Origin of the sequence: Xanthomonas campestris pv. badrii, from assembly GCF_012848175.1 — a bacterium.
Taxonomy (GTDB): Bacteria; Pseudomonadota; Gammaproteobacteria; order Xanthomonadales; family Xanthomonadaceae; genus Xanthomonas; species Xanthomonas campestris_C.
In genome coordinates, this window is sequence record NZ_CP051651.1 from 3932754 (window position 1) to 3951733 (window position 18980).

The following is an 18980-nucleotide window of genomic DNA, read 5'->3' on the forward strand; positions in this document are numbered from 1 at the left end:
CCGTCAGCGCACCCCGGTGTGGCCGAATCCACCCGCTCCCCGCGCGCTGTCGACGAAAGTATCCACCACTTGCAGGCCCACGCGCACGATCGGCAGGATCACCAGCTGTGCGATGCGGTCGCCCGGCTCGATGGTGAAGGCCTCGCGCCCACGATTCCAGGTGCTGATCAGCAGCGGCCCCTGGTAATCGGCATCGATGAGCCCGGTGCCGTTGCCGAGCACGATGCCGTGACGATGGCCCAGGCCCGAACGCGGCAGGACCACCGCGCACAGCTGCGGGTCGGCCAGATGGATGGCGATGCCGCTGGGAATCAGGGCCGCATCGCCGGGTTCCAGCGTCATCGGCGCTTCCAGTGCGGCGCGCAGGTCCATGCCTGCACTGGCCTCGGTGGCGTAGGCCGGCAACGGCCACACGTCGCCGAAGCGCGGATCGAGCAACTTCAGCTGCAAGGAGTGGGTTGGCTCGCTCATGCCTGCAATCTCTCCGCGATCAGGGCCAGCAGTTGGTCGGCCAGCTGGGTCTTGCTGCTGCTTGGGAACACACGCTCGCCGCCCTGCCAGTAGGCGGTGGCGGCGTTGTTGTCGCTTTCGAACCCGCCGCCCTCGATCCCCACCTGGTTGGCGATGATCAGGTCCAGCCGCTTGGCCGCCAGCTTGCCACGCGCGTAATGCTCCACGTCGTGCGTTTCGGCGGCAAAACCGACCACCAGTTTGAGCGCGCCGGTCTGCGCGGCGACCTCGGACAGGATGTCCGGGGTGCGCACCAGTTCCAGGGTGAGGGTTTCACCGGTCTTCTTGATCTTCTGCGACACCACCCGTTTGGGCGTGTAGTCGGCCACCGCGGCCGCGCCGATGTAGATGTCGGCCGGAAACGCGCCCAGCACCGCGTCGCGCATCTGCGCGGCCGAGCGCACGTCGATGCGCTGCACCCCGGGCGGGGTGGTCTGGTGCACCGGTCCGCTGACCAGCACGACGTCGGCGCCCTGGCGGGCAGCGGCGGCGGCCAGGGCGTAGCCCATCTTGCCGCTGCTGCGGTTGCCGACGTAGCGCACCGGGTCCAGGTCCTCGAATGTGGGCCCGGCGCTGATCACGATGCGCAGGCCTTCCAGCTGCGCGCTGCTGGGAATGAACACCGGCCCGGTGGCGGCCAGGGTGGCGGCAGGCGCGGTGGCGGCGGTCTGGGCGCCTGCCAGTGCAGCGATGATCGCCGCCGGCTCGGCCAGCCGGCCGGGACCGGATTCGCCTTCGGCCAGCGGGCCGTCCTCGGGGCCGACCACTGCCACGCCGCGCGCGCGCAGGGTGGCGATATTGGCCTGGGTGGCCGCATGCAGCCACATGCGGTGGTTCATCGCCGGGGCCACGGTCAGCGGCGCGGTCGTGGCCAGGCATAGCGTGGTGACCAGGTCGTCGGCCAGCCCGTGCGCCAGCCGCGCCAGCAGGTCGGCGGTGGCCGGCGCCACGATCACCCGGTCGGCCCAACGGGCCAGTTCGATATGCCCCATCGCCTGCTCGGCGGCGCTGTCCCACAGCGTAGTGCGGGTCGGTTGCCCGGACAGCGCCTGGAAGCTCAGCGGGGTGACGAACTGTTGCGCGCCGCTGGTCATGGCGACCTGCACCTGCGCGCCGGCGTCGCGCAGGCGACGGACCAGTTCGAGCGATTTGTAAGCGGCAATGCCTCCGCCGACGCACAGCAGCAAACGCTGTCCGTCCAGGGGGCGGGCCTGAGTGGAGCCGATCACGTCGGAGTCGTCCTACGGTTACAAGGACAACTAGATTAGCCGATGGCCCTGCCTGGCCTGATGGGCGTGGGCGATAAGCACCGGCACTCTCGCCATATGCACATACACGACTGGCCCAGCACCGAACGCCCGCGCGAAAAACTCCTGGCGCGCGGCGCGCCTGCCCTCTCCGACGCCGAGCTGCTGGCGATCTTCGTCGGCTCGGGCCTGCGCGGCCAGGATGCGGTCAAGACCGCGCGCGAGCTGCTGCACCGGCACGGGCCGCTGCGGGTGCTGCTGGACCGCCCGGCCTCGGCCCTGGCGCGCCTGCCTGGCCTGGGCCCGGCCTCGGCGTGCAAACTGAACGCGGCGCTGGAGCTGGCGCATCGGCACCTGATGAGCGGGCTGGAGCGCGGCGAGGCGCTCAGCGACCCGCCCAGCGTGGGCCGCTACTTCTCGCAGCGGCTGCGCGCACGCGCCTACGAGGTGTTCGCGGTGCTGTTCCTGGACAACCGCCACCGCGCGATCGCCTTCGAGGAAATGTTCACCGGCACCATCGACGGCGCCGACATCCATCCGCGCGAAGTGGTGCGCAAGGCGCTGCTGCACAATGCCGCAGCGGTGATCGTGGGGCACAACCACCCGTCCGGCAATCCGGAGCCGTCCGAGGCCGACCGCGCCGTCACCCAACGCCTGCTGCAAGGGCTGGACCTGGTGGATATCCGCCTGCTGGACCACTTCGTGATCGGCGATGGCCGGCCGGTGTCGCTGGCCGAGCGCGGCTGGCTGGAATGGCGCGCCTGATGCCCTGCCGGACGCGATGCCATCCGGGCAGCCGCGGTGGTCAGCGGGGGGCAGCGCCGGGGCAGCTGCGTGTCCCGTACTAGCTGAGATGACCGACCAATCCGTACGGAAGCAGCCTGTGCCAGGGGCGAGCCACAGCACACGAGGGCATCTGCCGGCGGCAATCACAGGCCGCGCCCGCCTGGCCCTCGCGCGGCACCCGGGTGGATCCCGTCACGCCGGCGCCCCGACCTGAACCATCGGCCGGACCCTGCGCCGCGCGGTCGGGTAAAATCGCTGGTTTGGTTCCAAGCAGATCCCACGTGAAAGCCCAACTCCGCGCACTGATCGGCCAAGGCATCGAAGCCTTGCGCGCCAACGGCACCCTGCCTGCCGACACCCTGCCGCCGGATTTTGTGGTCGAGCGACCCAAGACACGCGAGCATGGCGACTTCGCCACCAATGCGGCGATGCTGCTGGCCAAGGCCGCGCGCAGCAATCCGCGCGCACTGGCGCAGGCGCTGGTTGCCGCCCTGCCGGCCAGCGACGATGTGACCACGGTGGAGATCGCCGGCCCCGGCTTCATCAATTTCCATCTGGCCCCCACCGCCTACCAGCGCGAAGTGGCGCATGTGATCAAGCAGGGCCACGACTACGGCCGCGGCCTGGCCGGCAACGGCCGCTCGGTGGGCGTGGAATACGTCTCGGCCAACCCCACCGGCCCGCTGCACGTTGGCCACGGCCGCGCCGCGGCGATCGGCGACAGCCTGGCACGCGTGCTCGATGCCAATGGGTGGAACGTCAAGCGCGAGTTCTACTACAACGATGCCGGCGTGCAGATCGAGAACCTGGCGCTGTCGGTGCAGGCGCGTGCGCAGGGGCTCACCCCCGACAGCGACGGCTGGCCGGAAAACGGCTACCGCGGCGACTACATCGCCGATGTGGCCAACGCCTACCTGGCCGGCGACACCGTCGACCTGGAGGGCCACCTGGTCACCGGCACCAAGGATCCGGCCGATCTCGAATCGATCCGCCGCTTCGCGGTGGCGTATCTGCGTAACGAGCAGAATCACGACCTGGCCGCGTTCCGCGTCGACTTCGATATCTATTTCCTGGAAAGCTCGCTGTACAAGGACGGCAAGGTCGAAGAAGCGGTGCAGAAGCTGATCGCCTCCGGCCACACCTACGAGGAAGGCGGCGCGCTGTGGCTGAAGTCCACCGACTTCGGCGACGACAAGGACCGCGTCATGCGCAAGTCCGACGGCACCTACACCTACTTCGTGCCGGACGTCGCCTACCACCTGACCAAGTGGCAGCGCGGTTACGAACGCGCCATCACCGAACTGGGCGCCGACCACCACGGCTCGCTGACGCGCGTGCGCGCCGGCCTGCAGGCGCTGGAACTGGGCATCCCGCAGGGATGGCCGGAATACGTGCTGCACCAGATGGTCACGGTGATGCGCGGCGGCGAGGAAGTGAAGCTGTCCAAGCGTGCCGGCAGCTACGTCACCCTGCGCGACCTCATTGAAGAAACCAGCGCCGACGCAGTGCGCTGGTTCCTGATCGCGCGCAAGCCCGATTCGCAGCTCACCTTCGACATCGACCTGGCACGTGCGCAGAGCAACGACAACCCGGTGTTCTACGTGCAGTACGCGCATGCGCGTGTGTGCAGCGTGCTGCGCCAGGCACAGGAAAAGGGCCTCAAGTACGAACAGGCCAACGGCCTGGCCGAGCTGGCCCGGCTGGACGACGAGCATTCGCTTGCGGTGATGCTGGAGCTGTCGCGTTACCCGGAAGTGGTGGAAATCGCCGGCCAGACGCTGGAGCCGTACCAGATTGCGCAATACCTGCGTGAATTGGCGCATGCCTTCCACACGTGGTATCACAACAGCAAGGTGCTGGTGGACGATGCCGCCGAGCGCGATGCCAAGCTCACCCTGGCAGTGGCCACCCAGCAAGTGCTCGCCAACGGCCTGGAGCTGCTCGGCGTCAGCGCTCCGGAAAAGATGTAAGCACGCCACCGGGATGCCGCAGCCGGGGGACATCCCCCTGGCTGCGCCGCAGGCAAGGTCCGTTCGGGCCACCCATTCATCGCCCGCGCCGCGCCCGCAGCAGGCGCAGCAACAGCGATCGCCGCAGCACGTCGGGCAACGGCCCGCAACGACACGATTCGGAGAAGTGGTAGATGGCAGCACGACGCGGTAAGAGCCAGGCACGACGCAACACCAGCAATGGCACGCCCGGTTGGGTGTGGTTGGTGGCGGGCGCCGCGATTGCGGCGGTGATCTTCCTGGCCGCGCCCAACCTGTTCAAGAAGGACGGCGATGGCTTCCTGCGCGTGGGCCCGCGGGCCAACCCCGATGCGCAGCCCGAACCGGTGGCCGATGCCGACACCGATACCCCGGCCGAGCTGCCCAAGCCCAGCACGCAGCCGTCCAAGCCGCAGGCCAAGCCCGGCGATGCGCAGACCCAGTACGACTTCTACACCTTGCTGCCCGGCAAGGAAGTGCAGATGTCCGATGCGGAACTGGCCGCCAGCGCACGTGCCGAGGAAGCTGCGCGCGCGCGCGCGGCACTGGAAGGCAAGCCGGTGCCGCCAGCACCCGGTGCGGCCGCAAGCGTGGCCGCTGCCACGCCAGCCGCCAGCGTGCCGGCGCCCTTGAACGAATCGGCCGCCCGCGTGCCCAAGCCGCTGCCGGAAACCGCTCCGGCACGGCCGGCAGCCACGCCGGCGCCGGCCGGCACTGCGGCCATCACCACGCCCGCGGCCACGGCGCCGAAGCCTGCGACAACGCCTGCCGCTGCAGCGCCCTCGCCCGCTGCAGCGGCGGTGACCGACAGCACCCGCTACATCCTGCAGGCCGGCTCGTTCGGCGCCTCCGGCGATGCCGAATCCACCAAGGCCAAGCTGGCGATGATGGGCCTGGCCGCACGCGTGGAATCGGCCGAAATCAGCGGGAAAACCGTCTATCGCGTGCGCATGGGGCCCTACGGCAGCGCCGGCGAACTGGCCGAGGCCAAGCAAAAACTCACCGGCAGCGGCCTGCCGGCCATTGCGATCAAGGCGCAGTAAGCGCGCATGCTGCGTCGCTGCGCCGGGCTGTTGCTGGTAACGCTGGCACTGACCGGCACGGCCCAGGCCACCGATCAGATCCGCGACCGCATCCAGATCGACGGCCAGCAGGCGAGCTTGCTCGCCGAGCCGTTGTCCGGGCCCCTGGACGACCCAGCCACCTGGGCGCGCTTCGTGGCGCACGCACGCCGTGCGATGGGCAGCTGCACCGCCAACTGGCGCGGCTATCGCGCGGACTGGCGTCTGGACGCGCAGCAGCTGGTGCTCGATCGCGTCGTGCTGGGCGCCTGCGCCGATGCGCCACCGACCTTGCCGTTGGACGTCCTGTTCCCCGGCCAGCCGGCGCCAGTGCCGGCCGTGTGGGTGGATGGCGAAGTGATCGTCGCACTGCCGTCCGCCGCGACGCCTGCCACGCACGCAGCGAGCGCCTACGTGGTGCTGCGGCTGCGCCGTGGTCATGTCGTCTGGCGCGAGAGCTTGACCGAAGAGATGCTGCGTGCGCGGCGTGCCGCACTGGCAAGTCCGCCCCCTGCGCTCTGAAACTGCCTTGCAGTGAATCCTGAATCCCCCGTCCCCCCTGGAGTTCCGCATGTCCAAGACCGTCCTGATCACCGGCGCCACCTCCGGATTCGGCAGCGCCGCGGTGCGCCGCTTTGCCGCCGCCGGCTGGAAGGTCATCGCCACCGGCCGGCGTGCCGAGCGCCTGGATGCATTGGTCGCGGAACTGCCCGCCGGCCAGGTGCACACCGCCGCGTTCGACATGCGCGATGCGCAGGCCCTGTCGGCTGCCATCGATGCGCTGCCGCCGACGTTCGCCGACATCGACGTACTGGTCAACAACGCCGGGCTGGCGCTGGGCACTGCGCCGGCGCAGCAGGCCGACCTGCAGCAGTGGCAGCAGATGATCGACACCAATGTCACCGCCCTGGTCACCCTCACCCACCGGCTGCTGCCGGCCTTGATCGCACGCCGCGGCGCCATCATCAACATCGCCTCGGTCGCGGCCACCTACCCGTACACCGGTGGCAACGTCTATGGCGGCACCAAGGCCTTCGTGCAGCAGTTCTCGCTGGGGCTGCGCGCGGACCTGCACGGCACCGGCGTGCGCGTGACCTCGATCGAACCGGGCATGGCGGAAACCGAATTCACCCTGGTGCGCACCGGCGGCAACCAGGCCGCGTCCGACACGCTCTACCGCGGCGCCACCCCGATGACGGCCGACGACATCGCCGAGCAGATCTTCTACGTGGCCAGCCTGCCGGCGCACTTGAACATCAATCGGCTGGAAATCATGCCGGTGACGCAGTCGTTCGCCGGGTTCCAGGTGGCGCGCGACGCGCAGTAGGCAGTGCGGCTGAAAGGTGGCTGGAAACGCTGAGCGCGCAGCGTGCGGGATACGTTGCGCGGTGCGCCGCGCAAGGCCTATGGCGCATCGAACCGATTCATCGGAAAGCCGCGCATTGCGCGGCTTTTTTTACTTGTACCCCTTCGACCGATGAACCACACAGCGCATTACACCAGCTCGGCACCACTGCGCATTGCCGCACGCCGCCGGAGCAGCGCGCCGCGCAGCTGCAGGAACGGAAGTTCCACCGCGTAATGCAGCAACGCGCCTGCCGCCAGCGCCACCACGCCATACACCACAAATGCCAGGAGGCCCCGGCCTTCCAGCGTGGCGCCAACCCATTGTTGAGTCACATGAAACATCGCCTTGTGGGTCAGGTACAGGCTGTAGGAGATCGCCGCCAGCCAGGCCGCGCCCGGCACCCGCAGCCGGCCGAAGGCGCTACCGGTGGCAGTGCCGGCCAGCACAAGCAATGCCAAGCCCAGCGAAAGCACCGGCCAGCCCACGGCATTGCCGATCAGGCCGGTGCGCTCGCGAAACAGCCACATCGCCAAGGCCAGCACTGCGATGCCGGCCAGCAACCAGGTGCCTCCACGCTGCTGCAGCCGTTGCCAGGTCTGCGGGCGAAACACCTTCAGCACCGCGAGCACCACGCCGGCCAGCAGGCCGTCGAGACGGTTCCAGGTGGGGTAGTAGATGTCTTCGACAAACCAGGTGCGCTGTTGCCCGCCGCCGATCCGGTCCAGTGCGGTGTTGTGCAGCCACACGCTGCTGCGCAAGGCGATGCCGGCCACCACCACCGCCACGCACAGGGCGATGAAGCGGGGCGCCGACGGGCGTCGCAGCAATCGCGTGGCCAGCAGCGGAAACACCAGATAGAAATGCTCTTCCACGCACAGCGACCAGGCGTGCGAGAAGGCAGCCTGCTGGCCGTAATCGACGAACAGGTTCAGGGTGAAACTGGCGAACATCCACCACGGCGCCAGCCCGGGCGCTTCGCGAAACCCTGGCCACAGCATGTAGACGATCAGCACCGCCGCAAACGCCGGCAAGATGCGGAAGGCACGCCGCAGGTAGAAGCCCTTGAAATCCAGCCGCTGCCCACGCGCCAGCGGCATGAGCACCTGGCTGCCGATCAGAAACCCGCTCAGCACGAAGAACAGGTCCACCCCCATCCAGCCGTAGCGCGACAGCCACGCCCAGTCCGGCCCCAGCCCGCCGACCACGAAGGAATGGAACAGCATCACCCAGACGATGGCGATGCCACGCAGCAGATCCAACGCGGGATAGCGCATGTGGGAAGTGGGGAACCAGGGACGCCCGATTGTGCCGCACGCCAGAGTGCCTGTCTGCCGACGCAGCGCGATTGAGAGCAGCGCCAACACTGTTGCGCGGCCGCCAGGCGGGCGCCCGCTACGTTTGGGTAACCGCTCTAACACATGCCGCCAGCGGCAGGCCCATGCGATGACGCATCGGCGCACCGTGCAACACATCCAGGTGGGCCGCGCGCTCGTCCTCGCGGCCCACCTGCCTCTTCGTCAGGCCACCGCTGCCTGCGCCACCCGTGCGTGCGGCCTGGCCGCCTCCAGCAGTCCCCAGGCCTGCAGTTGATCCACGGCGGTGCGTACGCCGTCTTCCTCGCCGATGCGCTGCCCCAGCGCACGTGCGGCCGCACGCATGGCCGGCGTACTGGCCTGACGCAGTGCGTCGGCCAGCCGCTGCGGCTGCAGCCCGACGCGGGCAAGCGCCGGCGGCGCCACGCCGCGCTGGGCCAGGCAATGCGCCCAGAACGGCTGGTCGTACCCGAACGGCAACACCACCGAGGGAATGCCCGCCGTCAACGCCGCACCGGTGGTGCCCGCGCCGCCGTGATGCACCGCCACGGCCACGCGCGGAAACAACCAGTCGTGTGGTGCGTGCTCCAGATGGAAGAAACGTTCGGCATCGTCAGCGGCGGCCTCCTGGCCATCGGTCAGCCCGCCCCAACCGCTGGCCAGCAGGGCACGCCGGCCGGTCAGACGCACCGCCGCCTTGACCGTGGCGGTGAGCTGCGCCGCGTCGGTGCTGGTCATGCTGCCGAAGCCGATATACAGCGGCGGTGGCCCGGCCTGCAGGAATGCCTGCAACGCTGCCGGTGGTTGCCACTGCGGCTGCGGCAGTTGCCAGAACCCGCAGACCTGCGCGCTGGACGGCCAGTCCGGTGGGCGTGGGCACAGCTGCGCGCTATAGCCGTAGATCACCTTGAGCGCGCTGCGGTCCGGGCCGCGCCACGGATAGGCGGGCAGGCCCAGCGCCGGGCGGACGATGTCGTTGAGCGCCGGGCGCATCAGCTGCCAGCCGGCAAAGCGCACCAGGTGATGCAGCGCCACGCTCACCCGCCCGGGCAGGCGCATGCCGGGCATCACCATCAACGGCAGATGCCGCGAGGCGGTCAGCGGCTGCAGTTGCGCGAACACCACCGGCAGCCCGTAGGCCTGCCCCAGGCTGTGGGCCAGGAAGCTGGCGCTGCCCACGCCCAGGATCAGCCCGGCATCGGCACACGCCGCGCGGCCCTGCTCGGCCCAGTCGCGTGCCCAGCTCAGCAGCTGCGCGCGCAAGGTGCCCCAGATGCCGCGCCAGCCGCCACGCATCTCGGCCACGCCCGGGTTGCCCTGCAGCAGTTGCTGGTGGTCGCCGCTGAGCGGGAAGAAGTCCAGCCCGTTGGCGCGGATCAGCGCTTCGAAATTGCGGCTGGTCAGCACCCGCACGGGATATCCGCGCTCACGCAGGCCCCGCCCCAGCGCGATGATCGGGCGCACATCGCCGTGGGTGCCCAGGGTGGCGATGACGATCGGCCGATGCGCTGCAGCGCTTGCCGGAATCTCAGGCATATTCGGCCACCCCGTCGCTGGCGGTGGCGATGCTGCCGTCGCGCTGGGATGCAGGCGCGGTGGCGGCGTGCAGCAAGCCACAGAGTCTGGCCGAGTGCGTGGCCGACAGCATCGAATGATGGTCGCTGTCCAACCCATGCAGGTGCAGCGTGCGCACGTAAGGACGCCAGGCCTGTGGCCGGTAGTCCACCCAACGGGCATCGTCGCCACCGGAGCTCATGCGGACCTTGGCCTCGACGAACAGCACGTCCTGGTTCAATGCCCGCGGCCGGTGACGGCGCGCCAGGTGCAGGTGGTGCTGGGTCACATCGCCCAGGTCGTCCAGCAGGGTGGGGCGCTGTTCGAGCAATTGGCGCACGGCCGGCAAGGTGGTCAGCCCGTAGTGGTCGCACAGCAGGCTGGCCAGCTCGGCCACGGTGGTCGGCATCGGCTGGTGTGCGGCCAGGGTCAGGCCCAGCGCATGCACCGAGGCGCGCACGTTCTCCGCTTCCGGCAACGCGGCGGCCTGTTCCAGATGCGGGTAGCTGTCCAGCATCGCCAGCAGTTCGACCTCCTCGCCCAGGTCGTGCAGTTCGGCCGCAATGGCATGGGCGATCAGCCCGCCCAGCGACCAGCCGATCAACCGGTACGGCCCCTGCGGCTGCACGCTGCGCAACCGCGCCAGATAGTCGCGCGCAATCGCATCGATGCTGTCCGGGCGATGCTGCGGGTCGCTCAATGCCGGCGCCTGCAATGCGTACACCGGCCATTGCGGATCCAGCTGCCCGAGCAGGGTGAGGTACGACCAGCCCAGCCCGATCACCGGATGGATGCAGAACAACGGCGTGGTGCCTGCGCTGCCTGCACGCAAGGGCAGCAACACGCCCAGGGGATCGTTCGCCGGCTGCGCGCTGCGCCTGATCACCTCGGCCAGGCCGGCGATCGTCGGGGCATGGAACAACGTGCCCAGCGGCAGTTCGACACCGAACAGCTGCGGAAAGCGCGCCGCCATTTCCGCCGCGCGCAGCGAATCGCCGCCCAGCTCGAAGAAGTTGTCGTCCACGCCCACCGCCTGGATACCCAGCACCTCACGCAGCAGGTCTGCCAGCTGCATTTCCAGCGCATCGCGCGGCGCCACCTGCGCACGCACCGGCACGACACCCGGCGCGGGCAATGCACGGCGGTCCAGCTTGCCGTTGGCCGTCAGCGGCAAGGCCGCAAGCATGACCCACAGACTTGGGATCATTGCCGCCGGCAAGCGCTGCTGCAGATGCGCGCGCAGCGTCTCGGTCGACGGCGCCGTGCCGTGCCTGCCCACCACGTAGGCCAGCAACTGCACCGCCGTATCGCCGTCCTGGTGCGCCACCACGGCGACCTGCGCCACCTGGGCATGCAGCAGCAATGCATTCTCGATCTCGGCCGGCTCCACACGGTGGCCGCGGATCTTCAATTGCGCATCGGCGCGGCCGATGAATTCCAGCAGGCCGTCGTCACGCTGACGCACGCGATCGCCCGTGCGGTACATGCGGCTGCCGTCTGCAGCGAATGGGTCGCGCAGGAACCGCTCGCTGGTCAACTGGCGCTTGCCGCGGTAGCCCTTGGCGACGCCGGCACCGCCGATGTACAACTCGCCGATCGCACCGGTCGGCAGGGGCTGCCGCTGCGCATCGAGCACGTAGACACGCGTATTGAGCAGCGGCCTGCCGATCGGCGGCGCCGCGGCATCGCTCAACTGCAACGGCATGATGGTCGACCAGATGGTGGTCTCGGTGGGCCCGTACAGCTGGGTCAGGCGCCCCACCCGGCCCAGCAACTGGCTGGCCAGTTCCGGCACCAGCGCCTCGCCACCCACCAGCGCATGGATCCGATCCAGCGCAAGATCATGGTTTGCCAGCAGGATGCGCCACAGCGAGGGCGTGGCCTGCACCAGGCTGATCTGCTCGTGGGTGATCAAGCGCGCCAGGCCGCGCGGATCGTGGCTGATCCCGGCCGGTGCGATGACCACGCGTGCGCCCACCAGCAACGGCAGGTACAACTCCAGCCCGGCAATATCGAAAGTGATGGTGGTGACCGCCAGCACGCGGTCGCGCGGGCGCAGCGCCAACTCGTGCTCCATCGCATGCAAAAAATTGAACAGATTGCGATGGCTGATCTCCACGCCCTTGGGCGCGCCGGTCGAACCGGAGGTGTACAACACATAGGCCGTGCCGTCGGGCGTGGCCAGCGGCGCAATCGCTGCCGGCAAGACCGCAGGGCGTGGATCCAGCCAGACCATGCCGCCGATCAGGTAGCGCTCGCACAGCGCAGGCTCGCACACCAGTGCGATGGCGCCGGAATCGTTGAGCATCTGGCGGTTGCGCGCGGCCGGGCTCTCCGGATCCAGCGGCAGGTATGCCGCACCGCTCCACATGATCGCCAGCAGCGCCACCAGCAGGTGCTCGCTGCGCGGCAAGGCCACCGCCACCACATCGCCGGGGCGCACGCCATCGGCAACCCACTGCGCAGCAATCCGCGAGGCCAGCTCGCACAAGGTCGCGTAATCTAGCGTGAGGTTGTCGTACTGCACGACCACGGCGGCAGGCATCAGGTCGGCACGCTGCAGCATCCCGTGCAGGAGCGTGGCATCGGCCGGCAGCGGCGCGTCGGTGCGGTTCCAGGTGTGCAGCAGGCGCTGACGTTCCTGCTCGCCCAGTACGTCGATCTCGCCCAGCGCACAGCTGGGGTTGTCGAGCACGGCATCGGCCAGCTGGGTCAGGCGCCGGCAATGCTCGGCCAGCTCGTGGCTGTCGTACAACGCAGGGTTGGCATCCAGGTCGAAGCGCAGTGCCGCGCCATCGCCACGTTCGTAGCAGAAGATGGTCAGGTCGTCGGCCGGTCCGTTGGAGAGGTTGTGCGGCATCGCATACGCCTGGCCGAAGCGTAGCGCGTAATCGAAGGCTTCGATGTTCACCGCCAGGCGGGCAAACTTCTGCTCGATGCCGAACATGCCAAGGTCGCGGCGCACGTCCTCGAAGCGGTATTGCTGGTGGCGCAGCGCACTCCTGACCACCGACGCCACCTGCGCGAACAAGCTGTGCACCGGCTGCTGCGGGTCCATCTTCAGCCGCAGCGAGATCACGTTGGCGACCAGGCCGGCGGTGTGCCGGTAGCGCGCGTTGATCCGGCCGGTCACCGGCATGGCCAGCACCAGGTCTTCGGCGCCCGTGCAGCGGTAGTAGTAGGCCGCAATCAGCGAAATCAGCATCTGCGGCAGGCTGGCGCCGTACTCCTTGCCCAGCGCACGCAGGCGTACCACCTGCTGCGGCGAAAACTGCCCGATCCCACGCAGCAGGCCGGTGGACAGATGATTGCCCGGCCGCGCCAAAGTGACCGGCGGTGGGAGATCGGCCAGTTGCTGCATCCAGTAACTGCGGTCGCGCTGAAAGCGATCGGAGTCGCGGTACTGCTGTTCCATCTCGATCAGCGACAACGCGCTGCCGTACTCGGCAGGCTCGGGCTCCACGTTCGCCGCGTAGGCGTTATAGAGCACCGCCATCCGCTGCATCATGATCGAGGCGCAATAGCCATCCATCACCAGATGGCTGACGCATTGCACCCACATGTGGTGATCTTCGCCGAGGCGGAATACCGCGCAATGCCACAACGGCCCGTTGTGCAGGTCCTCCGGCTTGCGGACTTCCTCGGCCACCCAATGCTCGGCGGCATTGCGCGGCGCCGGGTCGTCGCTGACATCGAAGAACGGCACTGGCGCGGTGTACTCGGGCAGGACGACCTGGTGCGGCACGCCCTCGTGCTCGTGGATGCACAGGCGCAGCGTGTCGAACTCGCGCGCCAGCTGCAGCGTGGCGCGGATCAGCAGCGCAGGATCCAGTGGGCCGAACATCTCCAACGCTTCGGACAACATCAAGGTGTTGTCGGTATGCAACTTGTTGGCCACCCACAGGCCACGTTGTGCCCTGGTCAGTGGAAACAGTGGGGCGGCATCAGCGTGCATTGCATGCATCCTTCTGTGTGGCGCGCAGTCGCCCGGCGCCTTGACCGCAGCGCAGTCAAAGAAACGTCGGATCAGCACCCGGTAATGAAACGCAAGATAGAGAGCACCAGCGACTGCCGGGCAACGCCGGCAATACGTGATGGAACCGCACAATGGAAACGCAATAACAGAGGCGACATGCACATCGAAACCCCGATGTGCGGATGTCATGGTTGAAGCAACTTGTGTCCCGACAAGTTAAGCAAACACTAACAACTCGCAAACTTAATGAACCGTGCAAAAATCACGAAATGCGGGTCTTCCATAATTATTTTGTTCCGAAATGTGATTTCTACAGATGTTCTACATCCACGCATGCGCGCGGGTCGCGTCGCGCATGCAACTGACACACGATGTGGTGCAGCCAGATCGCAGGCACGCACGAAACAGCTGTTTTCAAGGCGCTTTTGCACGATCGCGGCGCGCCAGCGCAGGTCATCGATAAGACCATTTCGACCAACGTCATTGGTACAAATGGATCTGCAAGGAATCACTTGATGCAATCGACGGTGATCGCCGGCGCGATCGCAACGTGGCGGGCGGCCAGGCGAATGCCGTCAAGCGATTGACGTATTGCACAGCTTATGAAAGCGAACAGTAGCGCCGGTGGCGCGCGTAGCCCGCAGCACGGGGGGCCTGCCGGGACGCCATCGCAGGCAATAAGGCGTGGGCCTGCCGATCAGGCACTGGCGTTCCAAGGCACGCGCAGGGCGGGACTCACCCGCCATGGCCGCAAGCGTGCGCCACGGTGAGCTGGCGCGATGGCAGTGCGGCGCACTGCAGCAGGAGCCACAGCGCGCCGAGGATCAGCCGAGCGGCTCGTCGGACAGATAGGTGTAGCCGGTCAGCCCGGCTTCCAGCGCGTCGCTCAGTTCCTGCGCGCGCTCCGGTGGCAACTGCGCGGCGGCGATGCGCTCGGCATAGCTCGCGCGCAAGGTGTCCAGGTGATAGCCGACGTAATCGAGCATCACATCGGTGGTATCGCCGCGACGCTGCTGCACGATGCGATAGCCATCGCCGTCCACGGCCACTTCCACCGCATCGGTATCGCCGAACAGGTTATGGATATCGCCCAGGATTTCCTGGTAGGCACCGACCAGGAAGAAACCGATGCGATAGCTCTCACCCGCGTTCAAGGTGTGCAGCGGCAGCGAGCTGTCCAGGCTTTCGTTCTCGACATAGGTCTTGACCATGCCGTCCGAATCGCAGGTCATGTCGGCGATGATGCCGCGGCGCTGCGGCGCCTCGTTCAGGCGCTCGATCGGCACGATCGGGAACACCTGGTCGATCGCCCAGACATCCGGGATGGACTCGAACACACTGAAGTTGACGAAATACTTGTCCACCAGCCGCTCGTTGAGCTCGTCCAGCACCGGGCGGTGGCTCTTCTCGTCGAAGCTCAGGCGCGCCCGCACGCCGTGGGCGATGGCATAGAACAGGTCGTCGATGCGTGCGCGATGGGTCAGGTCGATCTGGCCCAGCGCGTAGGCGCTCAGCCCTTCGGCGTGAAAATGCTGGGCCTCCTGGAACAGTTCCACCGCCGGGCGCACGTCCAGTTCGTCGTGGATCTCGCGCAGGTGGCGGATCGCCGCCGGCTCATCGTCGTGCGCGTCGGGCACGCGGCCTTCTGGGGCCTGCTCCACTTCGGAGACGTTGGCGATCAGCACCGCGTGGTGGGCGGTCATCGCGCGGCCGCATTCGGTGACGATGCGCGGCGGGGTCAGGCCGTGTTCTTCGCAGGCGCTGGCCAGCGGCTGCACGATATTGCTGGCATACGAATGCAGGCCGTAGTTGATCGAGCAATAGCTGCGCGAGCGCGTGCCTTCGTAGTCGATGCCCAGGCCGCCGCCCACGTCCACATGGCTGATCTTTGCGCCCAGGCGCGAGAGTTCCACGAAATAGCGCGTGGCTTCGCGCATGCCATTGGCGATGTCGCGCACGTTGGAGATCTGCGAGCCCATGTGGAAATGCAGCAGGTTCAGGCTGTCGGCGTACTCGGTGTCGCGCAGCGACTTCCACAGGTCCAGCACCTGACGCGGCGACAACCCGAACTTGGCCTTGTCGCCGCCGCTGTTCTGCCACTTGCCGGCGCCCAGCGAGGCCAGGCGCATGCGCACGCCCAGGCCCGGCTTGACGTCCAGCGCGCGTGCCTCTTCCAGCACCAGGGTCAGCTCGGACGGCTTTTCGATGACGATGAAGGTCTGCAGCCCGAGCTTGCGGCCGATCAGCGCCAGGCGGATGTATTCGCGGTCCTTGTAGCCATTGCAGACGATCAGCCCGCCCGGACGCGACAGCGCCAGCACCGCCATCAACTCCGGCTTGCTGCCCGCCTCCAGGCCGAAGCCCTCGCCGTGGTGGCTGGCCAGGGTGCCGGCCACGCCACGGTGCTGGTTGACCTTGATCGGGTACACCGCGGTGTAGCCGCCGGCGTAGTCCCAGTCCGATTGCGCCTGCGCAAAGGCCGCCTGCAGCTTGCCCAGGCGCTGGCCCAGGATGTCCGGGAAGCGCACCAGCAGCGGCAGCTTGGCGCCGGCCGCGCGCGCGGCATCCACCACCTCGGGCAGCGACACCGACGGGCCGTCGACGGTGGGGATGACCACCACGTGGCCGGCGGCGTTCACATCGAAATACCCATCGGCCCAATGCGGGATCGAGTAGGTCTTGCGGGCTTGGTCGAGGGACCAATCGCTCATTTCGTTGTCTCGGCTGGGGCAAAAAGGGCGTGAAGTGTAACGCCTGGCACGCGCAGGGTCCGTTACAATCCGCGCCGACTTCACGCCCCGCTCCTGGTCGGATCGGGGCCGAGCAAGGGTCGGCCGCTGCGCAGTCTGGCTGCACGCGGCTGCGCCCGCCCTCATCCGGCGCTTTGCGCCACCTTCTCCCTGTGGGAGAAGGAATTGCCCGCTTCTTTTCGATTAGGACGTCCGCATGAGCACCAACGACAACTGGTACATCGAACACTTCCAGCCCACCGGGTCGGCCATCGGCTTCCGCATCAGCGGCAAGCTGGACGAGGTGCAGTCCCCGTTCCAGAAGATCGAGATCTACCAGACCACCGATTGGGGGAAGCTGATGCTCATCGACGGCGCGGTGATGCTGACCAGCCGCGACAATTTCTTCTACCACGAGATGATCAGCCACCCGGCGCTGTTCACTCACCCGGCGCCCAAGCGCGTGGTGATCATCGGCGGCGGCGACTGCGGCACGCTGCGCGAGGTGCTCAAGCACCCGGGCGTGGAAAGCGCCACCCAGTGCGATATCGACGAGCAGGTCACGCGCATGTCGGAGAAGCATTTCCCCGAGCTGTGCGATTCCAACCACGATGCACGTGCCGAGCTGCTGTTCGACGACGGCGTGGCCTACATGGCCAATTGCCCGGCCGGCAGCGTGGATATCGTGATCGTCGATTCCACCGACCCGGTCGGCCCGGCCGAAGGCCTGTTCAACAAGGCGTTCTACGAGAGCTGCTTCGAGGCGCTGAAGGACGACGGCATCCTGGTGCAGCAGTCCGAATCGCCGCTGGCGCTGCTGGACCTGATCAACGAAATGCGCACCGAGATGGGCAAGGCCGGCTTCCAGTCGTTCAAGACCCTGCCGTTCCCGCAGCCGTGCTATCCCACCGGCTGGTGGAGCGTGACCATGGCCAGCAAGCAGGCCAAGGCCGATTTCGCCTTTCGTCAGGACGCCGCGCAGGCCAAGGGCTTCGAGACGCTGTACTACACCGCGCATCTGCACACCGGCGTGCTGGTTGCGCCGCCGTTCGTGGCCAAGGCGCTGGGCGAGTAAGCGCACCCCGGCGCTACAGAGCGCCAGTAGCGCCCAAACTACAACGGGGCGGATGTTGCCATCCGCCCCGTTGCCGTCTCTGCCGTGCTGCGATGCCAATCAGAAACGGACTTCGGCGCCCACGTTCAACACTTCGGCACGGTTGATGGTGACGTCTTCGCCGTAGTCGTAGTAATCGTTGGCGTACACATAGTTGGTGTACATCACACTCACGCTGGCATATTTGCCCAGGTCCACGCCCAAGCCGAGGCCTGCGTAGGCGCCGTAAATTTCCTCGCTCGTCTCTGCGACATCGGCGTACCACGAGCCCAGGCGCACCATCGCAAACAATGGGCTATCACCGAAGTTGAAGCGCGCCGTGCCACCAAGGCCGCCGAACTTCACGGATGGGATAAAGATGTCGTCCGTGCTCTCGCCGCGATCCAGGCGACCGATCGATGCTTCAAGACCGATGAGGGTCACCGAGCCTGCGCGCCAGCGATAACCGGCGCTCAGACCGAGCATGTCCTGCCTATAGCCATCGAACACCTCCGCTCTACCGCGTTGCACGCTGATGAAGGCACCGCTGTCGATGCGGGACGCTTCGCGCGGGGCGGCCGCCACAGACGCAGGCGCAGGTGGCGATGCCACTGCGGGTGCTTGCGCCGTCACCGTAGTGAATCCGCCGCTCTGGCCAGATGCGCTCCCGTCGCTGCCGGCCGGTGCCGTGGCAGTCGTGGTGGCCGATACCGGAGCCGTCGGCGCTGCACGACCCTGCGGGCCGGCCTGTTGCTGCTTTTGCTGCTGGCGGTAGCTATCCCAACCGCGCGAGAGCGATTGCGCCGAGGCCTGTGCCGTGACGCCAAGCGCCGTGCAGGCCAACAGCAGTATTGCGGTCCTTTTCATCACGTTCCCCCTCAGTGGTCGTCCATCGTTCCGCATCCTTGCGCACACAGGCGGACCTGACGGGCGTCGGGAAGTGGTGCAGTTGCCGTCGTCTCGTGGGGGGCTTCCCCGCAGCACGCGGTGTCGCCGATGACACTGGCGCAGGCTGGCCTGGGCAGACCGATGCCATCGCACGTGATGCAGCCCCCTGACCGCAGCGCGCACAGTGTCTGGAGTCTCAGCGCCTGTCAAGAAGAGGTGAGACCTCCGTACTCAGGCGTGAGGTGCGCGGCACGCATCCCGTTGCATCGCCTGCCACGACACCGTGCTGCATCTGCCGCCGGGCTCCTGCAAGCCACCCCATGATGCGCAATACGCCCGGCAGCTCACGCCGCTTCCAAGATGTTGATTAAGAACGCCGTTCCACATCCGGAATGCTTCATGTGTTAAATAACTGTAATTCCAATACCGACAAGTTTTAAAATTGCGCACTCCCGATCCCAAGCGATCACCGTGGACCTGCGTAACG

General features: G+C 67.5%; 14 protein-coding genes. 7 read left to right on the forward strand and 7 right to left on the reverse strand.

All coding sequences use genetic code 11. The annotated features are described in order from the left end of the window. Nucleotides 1-3 precede the first annotated feature (3 nt). Nucleotides 4-471 (reverse strand): dUTP diphosphatase, encoded by a 468-nt coding sequence (gene dut, locus HG421_RS16685; RefSeq protein ID WP_169707335.1) that lies wholly within the window; start codon nt 469-471, stop codon nt 4-6. After that, entirely contained in the window at nt 468-1739 is a 1272-nt protein-coding gene (coaBC, locus tag HG421_RS16690; RefSeq protein ID WP_169707336.1) for a bifunctional phosphopantothenoylcysteine decarboxylase/phosphopantothenate--cysteine ligase CoaBC, read from the reverse strand. The genes dut and coaBC overlap by 4 nt, the downstream gene beginning before the upstream one ends. Before the next feature lie 96 nt (nt 1740-1835). Here coaBC and radC point away from each other — a divergent pair, with 96 nt between their 5' ends. From radC to HG421_RS16715, 5 genes are all read left to right on the forward strand, one after another. Further along, nucleotides 1836-2522 (forward strand): RadC family protein, encoded by a 687-nt coding sequence (gene radC, locus HG421_RS16695; RefSeq protein ID WP_169708240.1) that lies wholly within the window; start codon nt 1836-1838, stop codon nt 2520-2522. Nucleotides 2523-2824: 302 nt separating this feature from the next. Beyond that, nucleotides 2825-4513: an arginine--tRNA ligase gene (gene argS / locus HG421_RS16700; protein ID WP_169707337.1), complete on the forward strand. Its 1689-nt coding sequence runs from the start codon at nt 2825-2827 to the stop codon at nt 4511-4513. 173 nt (nt 4514-4686) lie between these two features. Further along, on the forward strand, nt 4687-5574 hold the full coding sequence (locus HG421_RS16705; protein WP_169707338.1) for an SPOR domain-containing protein: 888 nt from the start codon (nt 4687-4689) through the stop codon (nt 5572-5574). A 6-nt stretch (nt 5575-5580) separates the two neighbouring features. Then, complete coding sequence (locus HG421_RS16710) at nt 5581-6114, forward strand: hypothetical protein (RefSeq protein WP_169707339.1); 534 nt, start codon at nt 5581-5583, stop codon at nt 6112-6114. A gap of 49 nt (nt 6115-6163) precedes the next feature. Continuing rightward, on the forward strand, nt 6164-6919 hold the full coding sequence (locus HG421_RS16715; protein WP_169707340.1) for an SDR family NAD(P)-dependent oxidoreductase: 756 nt from the start codon (nt 6164-6166) through the stop codon (nt 6917-6919). A 167-nt stretch (nt 6920-7086) separates the two neighbouring features. Here HG421_RS16715 and HG421_RS16720 read toward each other — a convergent pair whose 3' ends face one another. The 3 genes from HG421_RS16720 to HG421_RS16730 form a co-directional block, all read right to left on the reverse strand. Next, nucleotides 7087-8214: an acyltransferase family protein gene (locus HG421_RS16720; RefSeq protein WP_169707341.1), complete on the reverse strand. Its 1128-nt coding sequence runs from the start codon at nt 8212-8214 to the stop codon at nt 7087-7089. 243 nt (nt 8215-8457) lie between these two features. Further along, nucleotides 8458-9789, reverse strand: a complete 1332-nt coding sequence (locus tag HG421_RS16725; protein WP_169707342.1) for a glycosyltransferase — start codon at nt 9787-9789, stop codon at nt 8458-8460. After that, nucleotides 9782-13762, reverse strand: coding sequence for a non-ribosomal peptide synthetase (locus HG421_RS16730; RefSeq protein WP_169707343.1), 3981 nt, complete (start codon nt 13760-13762; stop codon nt 9782-9784). The genes HG421_RS16725 and HG421_RS16730 overlap by 8 nt, the downstream gene beginning before the upstream one ends. Before the next feature lie 392 nt (nt 13763-14154). On the opposite strand from HG421_RS16730, the gene HG421_RS16735 reads away from it, so the two are divergent. Further along, nucleotides 14155-14370 (forward strand): hypothetical protein, encoded by a 216-nt coding sequence (locus tag HG421_RS16735; protein WP_169707344.1) that lies wholly within the window; start codon nt 14155-14157, stop codon nt 14368-14370. A 237-nt stretch (nt 14371-14607) separates the two neighbouring features. On the opposite strand, the gene speA is transcribed toward HG421_RS16735, so the two are convergent. Next, nucleotides 14608-16494, reverse strand: coding sequence for an arginine decarboxylase (gene speA / locus HG421_RS16740; protein ID WP_169707345.1), 1887 nt, complete (start codon nt 16492-16494; stop codon nt 14608-14610). Between the two features lie 235 nt (nt 16495-16729). Here speA and speE point away from each other — a divergent pair, with 235 nt between their 5' ends. Further along, nucleotides 16730-17587, forward strand: a complete 858-nt coding sequence (gene speE / locus HG421_RS16745; RefSeq protein ID WP_169707346.1) for a polyamine aminopropyltransferase — start codon at nt 16730-16732, stop codon at nt 17585-17587. A gap of 99 nt (nt 17588-17686) precedes the next feature. On the opposite strand, the gene HG421_RS16750 is transcribed toward speE, so the two are convergent. Beyond that, nucleotides 17687-18472: a hypothetical protein gene (locus HG421_RS16750; protein ID WP_169707347.1), complete on the reverse strand. Its 786-nt coding sequence runs from the start codon at nt 18470-18472 to the stop codon at nt 17687-17689. Nucleotides 18473-18980 lie beyond the last annotated feature (508 nt).